The sequence below is a fragment of the Streptomyces sp. NPDC056835 genome (genome assembly GCF_042789485.1).
Taxonomy (GTDB): Bacteria; Actinomycetota; Actinomycetes; order Streptomycetales; family Streptomycetaceae; genus Streptomyces.
Genome location: NZ_JBHUBB010000039.1, coordinates 34,947 through 49,654, shown reverse-complemented (window position 1 = coordinate 49,654; position 14,708 = coordinate 34,947). Strand labels below are relative to the sequence as shown.

Annotated in this window: 12 protein-coding genes; 1 reads left to right on the top strand and 11 read right to left on the bottom strand. The window is 70.4% G+C overall.

Annotated features, from left to right (window positions below; translation table 11 throughout):
* Positions 1 to 129 precede the first annotated feature (129 nt).
* The gene (locus ACFRMN_RS33025) at positions 130 to 2,166 is read left to right on the top strand and encodes an ATP-binding protein (RefSeq protein WP_383026774.1); all 2,037 of its coding nucleotides are present in this window, start codon (positions 130 to 132) and stop codon (positions 2,164 to 2,166) included.
* Positions 2,167 to 2,272: 106 nt separating this feature from the next.
* Here the strand turns inward: ACFRMN_RS33025 and ACFRMN_RS33020 are convergent, their stop codons facing one another.
* From ACFRMN_RS33020 to ACFRMN_RS32970, 11 genes are all read right to left on the bottom strand, one after another.
* On the bottom strand, positions 2,273 to 2,782 hold the full coding sequence (locus tag ACFRMN_RS33020; RefSeq protein ID WP_383026702.1) for a Dps family protein: 510 nt from the start codon (positions 2,780 to 2,782) through the stop codon (positions 2,273 to 2,275).
* Positions 2,783 to 3,002: 220 nt separating this feature from the next.
* Complete coding sequence (locus ACFRMN_RS33015) at positions 3,003 to 3,605, bottom strand: hypothetical protein (RefSeq protein ID WP_383026699.1); 603 nt, start codon at positions 3,603 to 3,605, stop codon at positions 3,003 to 3,005.
* Positions 3,606 to 3,838: 233 nt separating this feature from the next.
* Positions 3,839 to 5,482 (bottom strand): FAD-dependent monooxygenase, encoded by a 1,644-nt coding sequence (locus ACFRMN_RS33010; RefSeq protein WP_383026697.1) that lies wholly within the window; start codon positions 5,480 to 5,482, stop codon positions 3,839 to 3,841.
* A complete protein-coding gene (locus tag ACFRMN_RS33005; protein ID WP_383026694.1) occupies positions 5,479 to 6,387 on the bottom strand; it encodes a fumarylacetoacetate hydrolase family protein in 909 nt (302 codons plus the stop codon). Before ACFRMN_RS33005 ends, ACFRMN_RS33010 begins: the two co-directional genes overlap by 4 nt.
* A 64-nt stretch (positions 6,388 to 6,451) precedes the next feature.
* Positions 6,452 to 7,186 carry an ABC transporter ATP-binding protein gene (locus ACFRMN_RS33000; protein WP_383026691.1) on the bottom strand — a complete coding sequence of 245 codons (735 nt, stop codon included), beginning with the start codon at positions 7,184 to 7,186 and terminating at the stop codon, positions 6,452 to 6,454.
* Entirely contained in the window at positions 7,183 to 9,138 is a 1,956-nt protein-coding gene (locus ACFRMN_RS32995; protein ID WP_383026689.1) for an ATP-binding cassette domain-containing protein, read from the bottom strand. The genes ACFRMN_RS33000 and ACFRMN_RS32995 overlap by 4 nt, the downstream gene beginning before the upstream one ends.
* Positions 9,135 to 10,019, bottom strand: a complete 885-nt coding sequence (locus ACFRMN_RS32990; protein ID WP_383026686.1) for a branched-chain amino acid ABC transporter permease — start codon at positions 10,017 to 10,019, stop codon at positions 9,135 to 9,137. The genes ACFRMN_RS32995 and ACFRMN_RS32990 overlap by 4 nt, the downstream gene beginning before the upstream one ends.
* Positions 10,019 to 11,245 (bottom strand): amino acid ABC transporter substrate-binding protein, encoded by a 1,227-nt coding sequence (locus tag ACFRMN_RS32985; protein WP_383026683.1) that lies wholly within the window; start codon positions 11,243 to 11,245, stop codon positions 10,019 to 10,021. The genes ACFRMN_RS32990 and ACFRMN_RS32985 overlap by 1 nt, the downstream gene beginning before the upstream one ends.
* A 320-nt stretch (positions 11,246 to 11,565) precedes the next feature.
* Complete coding sequence (locus ACFRMN_RS32980) at positions 11,566 to 12,261, bottom strand: GntR family transcriptional regulator (RefSeq protein ID WP_383026681.1); 696 nt, start codon at positions 12,259 to 12,261, stop codon at positions 11,566 to 11,568.
* Positions 12,262 to 12,407: 146 nt separating this feature from the next.
* Positions 12,408 to 13,763, bottom strand: coding sequence for a M14 family metallopeptidase (locus ACFRMN_RS32975; RefSeq protein WP_383026678.1), 1,356 nt, complete (start codon positions 13,761 to 13,763; stop codon positions 12,408 to 12,410).
* Between the two features lie 205 nt (positions 13,764 to 13,968).
* The gene (locus ACFRMN_RS32970; RefSeq protein ID WP_383026675.1) at positions 13,969 to 14,697 is read right to left on the bottom strand and encodes a TetR/AcrR family transcriptional regulator; all 729 of its coding nucleotides are present in this window, start codon (positions 14,695 to 14,697) and stop codon (positions 13,969 to 13,971) included.
* Positions 14,698 to 14,708 lie beyond the last annotated feature (11 nt).

Here is a 14,708-nt window from a genome sequence, read left to right as displayed (position 1 = left end):
ACCTGAATTGCACACTTGTGCCAGAACACGTGGATGGTTGATTGTTCTGGGCCCACTCCCGGCCGATTCTGGCCGTTTCCGACCAGGGGTGTAGGCCATGTACCGCAACAGGGTCAGGATATAGCCGTGGTGGGCAACCTTCCCGTCGTGACGACCAGCTTTGTCGGCCGGAGCAGCGAGCTGCGCTGGATCGAACGGGCACTCGCGGAGCACCAGTTGGTCACGCTCACGGGCAGTGGTGGCGTGGGCAAGAGCCGACTGGCGCTGCGTGCTGCGGAGCGGGCGGGCGGCTTGTTCCCGGATGGTGTGTGGTGGGCGGATCTGTCGCCGTTGTACGACGAGCGGCTGTTGCTGGGGACGGTATGTGACGCCGTCGGGCTCTCGGATCACTCGCTGCGGTCGCCGGTGGAGGCGTTGTGCGAGTGGCTGGCGGAGCGGCGGTTGCTGCTGGTGCTCGACTGCTGCGAACGGACGGTGGCCGCGGTCGGACACCTGGCCGGTGAGCTGATGACGGCCGCGCCCGGCCTGACCGTGCTGGCCACGAGCCGCCAGCCGCTCGGGACGAGGGGCGAGCGCTGTCTCGACGTACCGCCGCTGCCCCTGGAGGGCGATGACGAGGCGCTACGGCTCTTTCGCGACCGGGCGGCCCGTACCGCGCCCCAGGTATCGCTGGACGACCCGGCCACGGCCGCGGCGGCGGTCCGGATCTGTCATCGCCTCGAAGGCATCCCGCTGGCCGTCGAACTGGCCTGCGCTCGACTGGCGGACCACTCCGTCGAATACGTCGCGGACCTGCTGACCACCCGGCTCGATGTGCTGACCGACGACACGGTCTGGCCGCGGCGCCACCGCGCGCTGCGTACGGCGATCGGGTGGAGCCATGAGCTGTGCGCCCCTCTCGAACGTCTGCTGTGGGCCAGGCTCTCCGTCTTCCGCGGCGACATCAGGGCGGAGGACGCGCGGGCCGTGTGCGCCGGAGGCCCCCTCAGCCCCGACGCGGTCACCACCACCCTGGCGGGACTCACGGCCAAATCCGTCCTGCGCCAGGACGGCGACGACGGCCGCTACCGCATGCTCGACACCCTCCGCGAATACGGCGCCATGTGGCTGGGCGAACTGGGCGAGGAGAAGCTGCTCGCCGACCGGCACGCCGCCCACTTCGCCGAACTCGCACGCCAGGCCCACGCCGGCTGGCTCGGCCCCGAACAGGTCGCCTGGTACCGGCGCATCGCCGACACCCACGCCGATCTGTGCGCGGCCATCGACCATCTCCTCGAACACGACCCGGCACAGGGCGTGGAGATGGCGGGCCGCACCGGGCTCTTCTGGAGCTGCTGCGGCCATCTCCACCAGGCGCGCAGCTGTCTGGAACGCGCACTGCGCCGCCACCCCGCCGGAGGAGAGCACCGCACCCGCGCTCTCTGGGCCCTCGGCATCACTCTCGCACTCCAGGGCGACCATGAGGCCGCCCGCCGGGTCGGTGAGGAGTGCAGCGTCTCCGCCTGGCACGACAACGAACCGGAATCCCTGCTCTCCGCCGCCCACCTCGTCGGCTTCAACTGCCTGATGATGGGCCGCCCCCTGGCCGCGCACACCGTCTGCGACCGCGCGTTGCGCAATCTGCCGGGCGACCCGCTCGACGCCCCGTCGCAGCTGCGCTGCCGGGTGATAAGGCTCTTCGCGCTCACCGCCCTCGGCCGACTCGACGACGCGCGCGAAGAGGCCGCCGGGCTGCAACGGATCAGCCTGCGTTACGGCGAGCGCTGGGCGCGTGCCTACGCCGACCACCAACTCGCCTTCATACACCTCCTCCAGGGCCGTCCGCGCGATGCCGAGAGCCACGCGCGCGCGATGCTCGCGGGGAAGTACGAGCTGCACGACAGTCTCGGCATCGCTCTCGGTCTCGATCTGCTCGCCGGGGCGATCGCGGTCCAGGGCGACGGTGTGGAGGCGGCCCGCACGTACGGCACGGGACACGCGTACTGGCGCATGATCGGCCACCCCCACCGTGGTTCCCCCGAACTCGGCGCGCTCCGTGAGGAGTGGGAGCGGCGGGCACGGGAAGCGGCGGGCGACCCCGCCTACGAGCGGGCGTACGGCCGGGGTCTGGCCGATGACGCCAGGAGCGGGCTCGTCCGTGCGCTCCAGGGCCATCTGCCGTCGTAGGGCGCTACTTGTCAGACAGGGCCGAGTGCCCCACGCCGCAAGGTGCCGCCCCCCACGGGGACGGACCCTGAAGATGGATCACAACGTCACACAGACCGTGGCGGCATCACACCTGCCGGTTCTCGGCGCGAACCATCCACGCGTGCTTTTCGAGGGTGTCGATGATCGAGTGGAGGATGTCCGCGGTGGACGGGTCCGCCTTGTCCACGCCATCGTGCAGGCGCCGCATGGTCGCTGTCGTCGCGTACAGGCGCGTCGTGATGAGATCCACCACGGCTGCCACGCTCAGCTCGCCCTCGGGGAACTTCGGCAGGGTCGTGGTGGCCACAACGGTGTCGGAGCGTCCGTCCGGAACGGTGTGGAGGGCCCTCATGCGCTCGGCGATCTCGTCGCCCGCCTCTCGGGCGTCGTCCACGATGTTGTCCAGCTGCTTGTGCAGGTCCCGGAAGTTGTGGCCCACCAGGTTCCAGTGAGCCTGCTTGCCCTGTAGGTGCAGTTCGATGAGGTCGACAAGTATTGCCTGGAGGGCCTCCGACAACTGCCGGGACGCCGTGAAGCCCACGGCCGCGTCGTGCTCGGAGAGACGAGCAGAGGGTGAAACAGTGCGCGACGTCATGTTTCCGCTCCTTCAGAGAAACGCATTCCCCGGGACACTGAGCGCAGAGAAGGCGTGCCGTCATGTCACCTCCAGTCTCGTCGCAGACCCCCGACCTCGCAGCTCGGACCCTTTGGCACCGGCTTGACCGCTCCCTGGTCCGCCATCGGGCAGCCGACCCCGAAACCCTCGCCGACGCCCCGCCGGCCGACCTGCTCCCGGGGTGCCGGGGTGGCCGCTGTCAGGGCTGGAGCGTGGTGGACCAGGCCGCGGTGACGGCCTCGTAGGCGGTCTGTCCCGTCTCGTCCAGCGTCCGCGCCGTCCCGTCGGCCATGACGACCGCCAGCGTCCGCACCGCGAAGGTGTCCAGCTCCAGTACCGCTACCACGCGTTCGAGCTGGGAGATCAGGCAGCGTGGTGAGCGCGGCGGGTCGCCCCACTCGGCACCGGCCTGTCCGACGAGGTCCAGGAGCCCTTCGGTGCCGGGCTCCTCGTCGAGGGCGCGGTGCAGTCGGGTGAGGACTTCCCACAGCGCGTCCAGGTCACCGGAGTCCACCGCGAGGGCGTGCACGGTCGGCTGTGGGGCTCCGGTGGGGGAGAGCAGTGGTTCGAGACCGCCGCCGGCGAGTGCCGGGAGCATGGAGACGACGCGGTCGCACGCGGTCGCGGCCTCGGCGTAGGGGGCCGCGGGGAGCTCCCACGGGTCGTCGTCCAGGGCCGCGGCGGCCGCCAGATGATCGAGCAGCCGGTCCCCGACGGTCCGCAGATCGCGCAGCCAGTCCTTGTCGTCGGGCAGCACGCACCACCGTCGGCCCGGCCTCAGTGTTTTCGCGCTCTCGTTCATTCGTCCAGCGTTCCAGCACCGCGCCTCCGCCCGCAGGCACTTGCCCGCGCCTGGCGGAGAACGTACGGACGCGCCGGCGGTACGGCACGTCCTGGCCGGAGGCCCGGCGCCGGGTTCGGCGCAGGCGCCGGGCCTCCGGCCGGATCGGGGCGCGCGCCGCTCGCCCGGGGCGCGTAGCTGAGAGTTACCGCGCCGTAATGGGATCTCCCGTCCGTAATGAGCTCTCCTGTCCGTCATGGGGTCTCGCGTCGGAGGATCCGCCGCAGCGCCTGGGCCAGCACATCCCCGTGGCGGCCGGCGGGATCCGCCGGACCGCGCCACGCCACATGCCCGTCGGGCCTGATCAGCAGCGCTGCACCGGGCCGCAGACCGTACAGCCGGTCGAAGCTCTCCTGGTCGACACCGAAATGCGGTCCCGGCGCACGGAAGGTACGGAGGGGCAGCCGGAGGCTTCGGCCCGCGTCGCGCGCGGCGTCGCTCCAGGGGGCGCCGTCCGCGCCGTACAGCAGTGTCCACCGGCCCTCGAAGATCTCCAGGCTGGACATCGGGCGGGCGCCGTCGCGTACCCACAGATGCGGGGCGCGTCTGCCGACGGCGGCGGTGAAGGCGTCGGTCTCCGGCGGTCGCGCTCCCTCGTCCTCCGCCGTCTCCGTCCGCTCCTCGACCAGCGCGCCGTGCGGGTAGCGGAACCCCAAGTCCCGCTCCAGAGCTGCCAGATGGCCGCGCTGACGGGCTGTCGCGTCGCCCGGGGACGCCCCGTTCACGATGGACCGCCACACGCCGTCGAAACGCTCCGCGTTCTGCTGGCTCCACCGGGCGTTGGAGAGCGCCACCGGACGCCGCTCGGCCTCGTACGTGTCCAGCAGCCGGTCCCCGGCCAGGCCGAGGCGGACCAGCGCGAGCTTCCACAGCAGATTGTGCGCGTCCTGGACACCGGTGTTGAGCCCGAAGCCGCCGGTCGGCGGAAACACATGCGCGGCGTCCCCGGCCAGGAAGACCCGCCCGTCGCGGTAGGTGTCCGCGACCTTCGCCGCGACCTCGTAGGTGGCCGTACTGACCACCTCCACCGGAACGTCCTCGCCGACCGCGCTCCGGACCAGCTCACGCGCCTGCGGATCGGTCAGTCTGCCGGGGGTCGAGGCGTCTCTCGGCCGCATCCGGAAGGTGATCCACCGCTCCCGTCCGTCGACCGGCGCCACGGTGACGAATCCGCCGTCGGGAGCGGCCGTCAGATACTGGATCGCGCCGCGGTCCTTGGTGAGCCGGGAGATGTCGCCGTGCCAGTAGACGCTCTGCCAGTAGCCGAGCGAGTCACCGGCGAGCCCGATCCCGAGGCCGTGCCGGACGCCGCTCCCCGCTCCGTCAGCGGCGATGGCGTAGGCGGCGGTGAGGGTCCGTACCTCACCGCTCTCCGCGTCCTCGACCGTCGCGCGCACCCCGTGACGGTCCTGCCGGAGGTCCGTCACCGTACCGCCGAAGAGCGTACGGACCCCGGCGGTCCGCGCGACCCTGGCCCGCAGTATCCGCTCCAGTTCGTCCTGCGGGACCCGGCAGGGGCCGCTGGGGCTGAGTGTCCCGTCCTCGTCGCCGGCCGGGGTACGGGCGTACTCCGCGCCGCTCAGCGACCGGCAGTAGACGAAGCCGTGCCGGGGGTTCGCCGGGGCGCGCCCGCGTATCTCCCGCTCCAGGCCCCACAGCTGGAACAGCTCCATCGCACGCGTGCGCACCCCGCGGGCCTTGGGATGGGCGTACGGGACCCGATGGCGCTCCACGAGCGTGGCCGGGACGCCGAGCCGCGACGCGAGCAGCGCCGCGCTCAGGCCCACGGGACCGCCCCCGATGACGAGGACGCCCGTATGACCGTCGGGGAGGGTCATCGGACGCTCTCGTCGGCGACGGGCGTCTCCATGACGCCGAGACCGGTGATCTCCATCCGTACACTGTCCCCGCCGAACAGGAAGCGCGGCGGGTCCTGGAAGGCGCCGCACCCCGTCGTCGTACCGGTGTAGATGATGTCGCCGGGCGCGAATTCCAGGACCTTGCTGAAGTCCTCGATCAGTCCGGGGATGTCGACGATCATCTCCGCGCTCGAACCGTCCTGGCGCAGCTCACCGTTGACCCAGCAGCGCAGCCGCAGATCGTGCGGGTCGGGGATCTCGTCCTTGGTGACCAGCCAGGGTCCGAACGGCGCGCCGGTGGGGATGCCCTTCGCCCGGGTGATCTGCGAGAAGAGCGGGCTCAGTTCGATGTCCTTGAACGCCATGTCGCGCGCCGTCACATCGTTGCCGATCATGTAACCGGCGACATGGTCGTACGCCTTCTCGCGGGAGATGTGCCGGCCGCCGCGCCCGATGACGACGGCGATCTCCGTCTCGTAGTCGAGCTGGACGCTCTGCTGGGGGCGTACGAGGGTGTCGTGCGGCCCGATGACCGTGTTGGACGGCTTGAAGATCAGCAGGGGTTCGGACGGGGAGGGTGCGTTCTTCCTGCCCGCCGCCTCGTCGACATGGGACTGGTAGTTGCCGCCCGCGACGATGATCTTCTCGGGGCGGGGGACCGGCGGTCCGAGCCGGGTGGTGGTGGCGTCGACGCGTTCGACGGGGCCGGTCAGCGCCTCCTCGATGAGGGGCTGGAGGTAGTCCAGGAACGCGAGGACGCCATTGGTGTCCAGGGCGGGCAGGCCCAGTTGGGCCAGCAGGGGGGCCAGCGGTACGAGCTGGTCGTCCTCCAGCAGGACGGCGGGCTGCTCGGCGCGCGGGGGGCCGAATGTGACGATCTTCATGACAGGTCTCCTCGGTCGGTTCGGTGGGTGGGGCCGGGGCCGGGGCCGACCCGTACCGGCGCGTTCATGACGCCTCCCGCCGCGACGGGGCGCCGCCGAAGAACAGCCGCCCCATGTCCGGGTCGGCGAGCAGCGCGTCGGCCGGTCCGGTGTGCAGGACCCGGCCGCCCTCCATGACGACGGCGTCGTCGGCGAGGGTGAGGCCGAAGCGTACGTTCTGTTCGACCATGAGCACCGTCACCCCTTCCCGGTTGAGCGTGGAGATCGAATCGGCCAGCCGCGCGCACGCCTTGGGGTCGAGCCCGAGCGTCGGCTCGTCCAGCAGCACGACCTTGGGGCGCAGCATCAGCGCCCGCGCGAACTCGACGATGCGCCGCTGCCCGCCGGAGAGGGACGCGGCCCTGTCCCCGGCGCGTTCGGCGATCAGCGGGAAGACGCCGGTGATCTCCTCGTAACGGCGCCGGTTGCGCTCCCGCTCGCGGCGGTTCACATACGCGCCGAGCAGCACGTTCTCCCGTACCGTGAGGGCGGGGAACAGCCCGTGGTGCTGCGGGACCTGGACCACGCCGCGACGCAGGATCTGTGCCGGGGAGAGCCCGCCGATCTCCTCGTCGCCGAGCAGCACCCGGCCGCTTCGGGGGCGCAGCAGTCCGCTGCACGCCTTGAGCACCGTCGACTTCCCGGCACCGTTGGGGCCGACGACGCAGGTGATGGATCCTTCGGCGGCGGAGAAGTCGACCCCGCGCAGAATGTCGCCGGCCCGTCCGTAGCCGGCCACCAGGGACATGAATGTGATCACGCGGTGGCTCCCGAGATCGCCTCGTCGCCGTGCGGCCTCGCGGCGTGGTCACCGAGATAGGCGTCCAGCACGGCCGGATCCCGCTCGATCCGTCCTGGCGGACCGCTCGCGATGACCGCGCCCTGGGCGAGGACATGGATGTGGTCGCAGAGCGACAGCACGAGGGGCATGTTGTGTTCGACGATCACCACGGTCGTACCGGCCTCGTTGAGCGCCCGGACGATGCCGCTCAGCCGTTCCACGAGTGCCGGGTTGATCCCGGCGGCCGGTTCGTCCAGGAGCAGCAGTTCCGGCCGCAGCATCAGCGCCTGGGCGAGTTCGACCAGCTTCTGCTGCCCGTACGAGAGCCCACCAGCCTCGTGCTCCGCGTACGCGCCCATCCCGACGAAGTCCAGCCACTCACGGGCGAGGGCCGCGTCCGTGCCGCCGACCGCCCCGGCGCGCGGTCCGGCCGTGGAGAAGCTTCGGCTGGGGACGGCCAGATTCTCCAGAACCGTGAGCCGCGGGAAGACCCGGGTGGACTGGAAGGTACGGGCCAGCCCGGCGTGCGCGCGCCGCCAGCGGGGCAGGGTGTCGATACGGCGCGTACCGAGGTGGACGCTCCCGCTGTCGGCGCCCAGGCTTCCGTCGAGCAGATTGAACACCGTTGTCTTTCCTGAGCCGTTGGGGCCGATCAGGCCGGTGATCGAGCCCCGCTCGACGGTGAACGAGCACTGGTCGACCGCGTGCACACCGCCGAACGCCTTGTCCAGGCCGGTCACCCGCAGCAGGGGCACGCCCTCCGGCTCGGCGGGCCCCCGGGGCCGGATCCGCGCGGACGCGGGCAGCGTCTCCGGCACAGGATCCGGCCGGCTGCCCGCCCGCGCCGTGGGCCCGGTGCGCCGGAGGCGGGCGAGCAGGGCCAGCCCCTCCGTCAGCACACCCTTGGGGAAGAACAGCACGATCGCCGCGAGCAGAGCGCCGTAGATGATCAGACGCCAGGAGCCGGCGTCGGGGCCGCTCAGAGTCTGGTTGGTGAACTGGTTGAGCGGTTCCAGCAGAAAGGCGCCCAGGACCGGGCCCCACAGCGTGCCCACTCCGCCGAGATGGGCGGCGAGCACGATCTGCATGGCGATGACGATGTCGAACATCGCGGCCGGTTCGAGGAACGCGATGTAGTACCCGTAGATACCGCCCGCGATCCCGATGGGAAAGGCGGAGGCGGCGAAGGCCAGCATCTTGTAGCGGTCGGTCCGTACACCGATGCCGTCCGCCTTCGACTCGTCGTCGCGGATCGCCATCAGCCCGATGCCGAACGTGGAGCGCCGGATCGCCCAGGACCCCCACACGGTCAGCGCCAGCAGCACCAACAGCGCGTAGTAGAAAGGCCAGTTGAGATAGGCGCGGTCCCAGCCCGGCAGCGGCAGCGCGAGCCCGTGATTGCCGTTGGTCAGCGAGGACCAGTTGGAGGTCAGCAGCGACGTGAACTCCAGGAAGGCGAAGCTCACGATCACGAAAGCGATGCCGCGTGTGCGCCGGCCCGCCAGCCCGAGCAGCAGCGCGGCGCCGGCCGCGGCCACCCCGCCCACCGGGGCCGCGAGGAACGGTGAGACGCCGAAGTGGAGGGAGAGCAGGGCGGTGGTGTACGCGCCGATGCCGAGGAAGGCGCTCTGGCCCAGCGACACATAGCCCGCGTAACCCGAGATGATGTTCCAGCCGGACGCCATGACGGCCAGCAGGAACGCCATGATGGCCATGTTCTGGAGATAGGCGTTGTCGGACACCAGGGGCAGTACGGCGAGGAACACGGCGGCGAGCCCGATGGCGCTCGCCCGCAGCCGATGTCCGTTCGCCCGCGGTTCGTTCGTCCGCGGCTTGTCGAGAGGCGGCTTGTTGAGGGGCGGTTGGTTGAGAGGCGGTTCGTTGACGGGGGGTTCGTTGAGGCGCGGCCTGTTCTCCTGTGGTGGGTTCATGCGCGGCTCGTGTCCTCTCGCAGCCGGGTGCCCAGCAGTCCCTGGGGGCGAGCGACGAGCACCAGGATGATGGCCAGATAGGGGACCGCACCGGCCCAGTCGGGGGAGACATAGTCGGAGGTCAGCGACTCGGCGAGGGCGATGACCAGCGCACCGAGCACACTGCCGGGCAGGCTGCCCATACCGCCGAGCACGACGATGGCGAGCATCAGCCCGATCCAGTGGTCGGCCGAACTCGGCATGAACGGGTACAGGACGCTCAGCAGCGAGCCGCCCGCACCCGCCGCGGCCACCCCGATCGCGAAGGAAGCCGCCCAGACACCGCGTACCTCGATGCCGATCAGCCGGGCACCCTCCGCGCTTCCGGCGGTGGCCTGGATCGACCGCCCGAGCCAGGTGCGCCGCAGCAGCAGATACAGCCCGGCGAGCACCACCGCCGCGACCAGACACGCGTACACCTGCGCCTGCGGGAAGTTCAGCCCCAGCACGGAGAACGAGCGATTGGCATACCCCGGGGTCACCGAGTGCGGTTCGTTTCCCCAGATCAGCGCGATGACGCCCTTGGTGACGAGAGTGAGGCCGAAGGTGGTCACCAGCGCCATCGACGGGTCGGTGGTACGGGAGCGCTCGATGAAGACGTAGTACGTGGCCCAGCCGACGACCAGCAGGCACGGCGTGGTGATGAGCACCAGCACCAGGGGGTCGAGCCCGGTCGCGTTCCACAGGGTGTACGTCAGATAGGCGCTCAGGATGAGCATGCCGCCCTGGGCGAGGTTGACCACGCGCATGACCCCGAAGATCAGGTTCATACCGGCGGCGACCAGCGCGTACACCCCGCCCACGAGCAGCCCGAGTACGACGGCCTGGACCAGCCGCGCCATCAGGACCACTCCGGCTTGGGGTTGACGACCGAATCGACGGTCCGCTGGCTCTCCGGGGCGATGATCTGGAACTCCCCGTCCTGCCACTGCGCGAGCAGCATGTCGCCGTTGGGCACCCCGCGTTCGTCCCACTCCAGCGGGCCGACGATGGTCTGCACTGTGTGGGAGTGCAGCCAGTCGGCGAGCTTGTCCTGGTCCAGGCTGCCCACCGCCTTGACCGCCGCCTCCAGCACCTGACCGGCGGTGTAGGCGTTGGCGGCGTCATCGCTGGGCGCGGCGCCGTAGGCCGCCGTGTACTTCTCGACGAACTCGGCGTTCCCCGGGTAGCCGGCCTTGGGGCTCCAGGCGGCCGTGGTGAAGATGCCCTGGGTGTTCTTCGCCCCGATGGCCCGGGGGTACGACCCGGTGACGCTCGGGCTGTTCGTCTGGAAGAGGATCTCCGGACTGAACCGCTGCTTCTGGAGCGCCTTCACGAATCCGGCGCCGTCGCCGGTGCCGACCGCGCCATGGATGACCAGCTCGGGTTCCGCACGGGCGACGGCGCCCGCGATGGAGTCGAAGTTGACGGTCTCCGGCGCGTACTTCTCGCTGTAGACGCTCTTCACCCCGAGCTTGGTGAGCTCCTTGCGGAACTCCTCGATGACGACATCGGTGTTGGGGTCGTCCTGCGTGGGGTACGCCGCTGTCCTGGGCCGCTGGTCGGCGGGGAGCGAGGTGAGCCACGCCAGGAATTGCTCCGGAAGATCCACCGATGTGCTGGGCTGCGCGAAGAACAGATAGTCGTAGCCGCGGGTGAAGATCTCCGAGGCGCCGCCCGAGGGCTCGACATAGAGCATCTTGTTGCGCTCGGCCACCGCGGAGGCGGGCAGGTTGAGCTTCGAGGAGAAGGTGCCGAGGAGCAGATCGACCCGCTCCTGGCTGATGAGGCGGTTGTAGTTGGTGACCACGGTGTTCTGGTCGAAGCCGTCGTCAAGGACCTTGAGTTCGACCCGCCGTCCCAGCAGCCCGCCGTCCTTGTTCACCTCGTCGAGCCAGACCTTGTAACCCTCGTACGCGGGTTTGGAGGCGTCGGCGACGGGCCCGGACAGCGGGAGCGAAGCGCCGACCTTGATGGAGCCGCCGCCGTCCGCGGCCGGTCCCGAGCACGCGGTCGCCACGAGCAGCGCCGCGGCCGCCGTGCTGATCATCGCCGTGCGCCGTCGTCCGCTCCGGCCGAATCCTGGCATGACACTCACCTCGGGTTGGTGATCGTGATTGCGGTCAGGGCCCACCGGGCTGGGGGCGCGGGTGACAGGGCGTCGGAGCGCGTCCCGGAGGCTGTTGCCGGCGCATGTCCCTTGCGCCTTGAGGCTCGCTCGGAGCCCCCCGCATGCTTGATGTGCAATGTATACATTGCGTGCCGAGAGGCGGCAAGGCATCCGTCATGGATCGAGGGGAAAACGTTCTACTGGGAAGTAACCCTTTGTGTGCCCTGTGTGCCCTGTGTGCCCTGTGTGCCCTGTGTGCGCTTCGCGACGCGGCGGCCGGGCCGCCGATCGTCGGCCCGTCAGGCGCGGGTGTCCCGGTCCGGGTGGTTCTCGCCGTACATGGCCGCCGCCTCCCGTACATGCTCGGCCGCGGCGGCCTCCGCGCCCTCGGGGTCGCCGTCGATGATCGCGCGGACGATGGCCTCGTGCTGAACGGGCGTCAGATCCGCCCGCCGGCTGATGTTGCTGAGGCTGACGATGGCGAACCGGGCCCAGATACGGTCGAGCGCGTCCTCCAGCAGCGGATTGCCCGACAGCCGGGCCAGCATCATGTGGAAGTCGAGATTGGCGCGCCAGGCCCCGGGGGCGTCGCCCGCCTCGCCGCGCTCCGCCACCCGGCGGGACGCCTCCTTGAGCGCGCCGAGCTGGGCGGGCGACAGCATTCCGTCGCGCTGCGCGGCGGCGGCGAGTTTCGCGGCGAGGGCGTCCAGCGCTCCGTGGACCTGTGTCGCGTGCAGCATCTCCTGCGGGGAGAGGGAGCTGACCACCACACCCCGGCCCGTGGAGGTGACGAGGCCGTCGCTCTGCAGACGGCGCAGCGCCTCACGGACCGGGGTCCGGCTCATGCCCAGGTCGTCGCAGATGCCCAGCTCGGTGAGGCGGTCCCCGGGGTGGTAGTGCCCGGAGATCAGCCGCTCGCGCAGTCGCCGGTAGGCCAGTTCGGCCTGGTTGTGCACTCCTGGACGCTCTGCGGGACGGTCGCCGGATGAAAGCATGCTCAACGTATACATTGCATTCAGTTGGCCGTCCAATGCCGGTCGGCCCATGTGGGATGCCGGCCGGGCCATGCGCGGGAACGTGGGGGCGTCTCCGTCGGAAACGGAGACGCCCCCTGGCGCCTGGGCCGGTCAGCAGGGACCGGTCAGCAGTACTGGGCTTCCTTGCCGATGGACCGGTACATGCAGTCCGCGTTCTCCAGCAGCTGGAGTACGGCGTCGCGGTTCCGGCTCGTCTCGCGGGTGATCACCTCGTCGGGCGGATAGAAACCGCCGCCGCCCGAGGACGGATACATCTCGAAGGTGTACGCGAAGACCTTGTGCGTGCCCCACAGCCAGTCGTCGATCGACCCGTCCGTGATGTAGAGGTCGCTGGCCTGCTCGGGCGTGTAGCGATTGCTGGCGGCCATCCTCTGGCCGACGGTGGCGAAGGCGTTGCGGTCGTCCACGGTCATTCCGGTGGTGGTGTCGGCCGTGGTGTACCCGAAGGGCCAGAGCACCAGCTCGCCGTAGGTGTGGAAGTCGATCGCGGCCTTGATCTGCTGCGTACCGCCGACGACCCGGCCGCGTACGAAGTTCGCCACGACCTTCACCTCGGGCGCGGACTCGGCGGCGCTGCCCCGGTAGGTGTCCGACGAGGCGCTGCCCGAGGAGCCGCCGCAGCAGCCCCAGCGGTAGGCCCAGTTGCGGTTGAGGTCCGTACCGACCGCGGTGGAGCCCGAGTTGGGCTGCCGGTTCTTGCGCCAGCTGCGGTAGGAGCCGGTGGCGATGTCGTACTCGCCGCCGTCCGGGTTGACGTCCGGGATGATCCAGATCTCACGGCTGTTGACGAGGTCGGTGACGCGTGAGTCGGTGCCGTAGCCGGCGGTCAGCTCCTTCAGTAGATACAGCGCCATCTCGACGGTGAGATGTTCGCGCGCGTGCTGATGGTGGGTGAACAGGACCTCGGGCTCGTTCTCGTCGGTGCCGACATTGTCGCTGATCTTGATGGCCGTGATGTTCCGGCCCTGGTACGTGGTGCCGATGACCCGCTGGCTGACGATGCCCGGGTTCGCGGAGACGGCGGAGTTGATCTCGCTCGTCATCTCGGCGTAGTTGTGGTAATTCGAGTCCGCCGAGGGGAAGTCGAACGGTGTGACGGCGCCGTTCAGGGTACGGTCCGGGGCGGCGCCCAGCGGCGTCGGCGCGTAGCCGAGCGCGCGAAGCCTCTTCACCTGCGCGGGGTCGGCGGAGACGACCACGCTCTCGCTGTCGGACGCGTCGATCGTCACACCCGTCCTGGCGAGCGCGGTGCGCGTCGCGGACGTGGCGTGCATGACGATCTCGTACTGCTGGATGTCCTCGTCCTCGGCCGTGGCCCTGGCGGCGGCCGGTGAGGGTGTGGAATCGGCGCTGGTGGCCGTGGCCGTCGCCGTGGCGCCGAGGGTCAGGGTCAGCGCGACGGCCAGGGTGGCTGTCCGTCTGCGACCGGTGGAGCCGCTTCCGCGTATTCGGAGCCGCATGAAGTCTCCTGGTGTGGAGTTGTGGGGGTGAGAGCGCGCGGTATCTGCTCGGGGTCATCGTGAGGCTTTGGCATGATCGGGTCAAGAGTGCGCATGCGACGGGCAAAGGGGGCGTCACGCGTCCTGGCCGGCGTCGTACGCGCCTGGATTCCGGCGCTCGCGCCGGTCGACTCGGCGTACCGCCGGGCCCCGAGGTGGGCGGTGCCTACTCCGGTGTGCTTCCGGGACGGTCGCGGGCCGGCCGGGTGGCGATCGCTTCGGCGGGACCGTCGCCGAGCGCGAACCCGGGCAGCGGTGTGGCCGCGCCCGGTGCCGCCCGCATGCCGTCCAGGAGCAGCCGCAGATAGCGCCGCCACAGCTCGGGGTGTCCCGTATGGTCCGTGATCGCCGCGACCATCAGCTGGATCATGGGGAGATCGACGCCCTTGAAGTCCTGGCGCAGTGTGCCCTGTTCCTTCGCGCGGGCGACCAGCTGATCGACGGCGGGCTTGATCCGCTCATGGGCCCGCGCCTCGCGCTTCGGTCCCTGTCCGGTGCCGAGCATGACCTCGCGCAGTCCGCGGTCGAACGCCTGGATCTCGCAGACCTTCTCCAGGCTCGTGGCCAGCGCGTGCCAGGCGTCCGGGGCCGCGGCGGCTTCCCGGCTCAGCGCCTCGACGTTGTCGATCATGTCGTCGAAGAGCGCGTCCACCAGCTCTTCCTTGTTGGCGAAGCGCCGGTAGACGGTTCCCACGCCCACGCCGGCCCGGGCGGCGACATCGTCGAGGGTGGCCCCGGTGCCGCGCTCCCGGAACACCTCGTGAGCGGCGCTGACGATCCGCCGGCGGTTGCGCTCGGCGTCTCGCCGTAGCGGCCGGTCGGGCCGGTCCGGTTGTTTCCGCCGGACCGGTTGTTCCGGCCGTACCGGCTGTTCCCGCCGTGCTGGTGGCGCCATCTCGATTGCCC

Excerpts from the sequence above, each read along its gene's own strand:
- ACFRMN_RS33020 (WP_383026702.1), bottom strand. The coding sequence starts at position 2,782 with ATGACGTCGCGCACTGTTTCACCCTCTGCTCGTCTCTCCGAGCACGAC.
- ACFRMN_RS33015 (WP_383026699.1), bottom strand. The coding sequence starts at position 3,605 with ATGAACGAGAGCGCGAAAACACTGAGGCCGGGCCGACGGTGGTGCGTG.
- ACFRMN_RS33010 (WP_383026697.1), bottom strand. The coding sequence starts at position 5,482 with ATGACCCTCCCCGACGGTCATACGGGCGTCCTCGTCATCGGGGGCGGT.
- ACFRMN_RS33005 (WP_383026694.1), bottom strand. The coding sequence starts at position 6,387 with ATGAAGATCGTCACATTCGGCCCCCCGCGCGCCGAGCAGCCCGCCGTC.
- ACFRMN_RS32995 (WP_383026689.1), bottom strand. The coding sequence starts at position 9,138 with ATGAACCCACCACAGGAGAACAGGCCGCGCCTCAACGAACCCCCCGTC.
- ACFRMN_RS32990 (WP_383026686.1), bottom strand. The coding sequence starts at position 10,019 with ATGGCGCGGCTGGTCCAGGCCGTCGTACTCGGGCTGCTCGTGGGCGGG.
- ACFRMN_RS32985 (WP_383026683.1), bottom strand. The coding sequence starts at position 11,245 with ATGCCAGGATTCGGCCGGAGCGGACGACGGCGCACGGCGATGATCAGC.
- ACFRMN_RS32980 (WP_383026681.1), bottom strand. The coding sequence starts at position 12,261 with ATGCTTTCATCCGGCGACCGTCCCGCAGAGCGTCCAGGAGTGCACAAC.
- ACFRMN_RS32975 (WP_383026678.1), bottom strand. The coding sequence starts at position 13,763 with ATGCGGCTCCGAATACGCGGAAGCGGCTCCACCGGTCGCAGACGGACA.
- ACFRMN_RS32970 (WP_383026675.1), bottom strand. The coding sequence starts at position 14,697 with ATGGCGCCACCAGCACGGCGGGAACAGCCGGTACGGCCGGAACAACCG.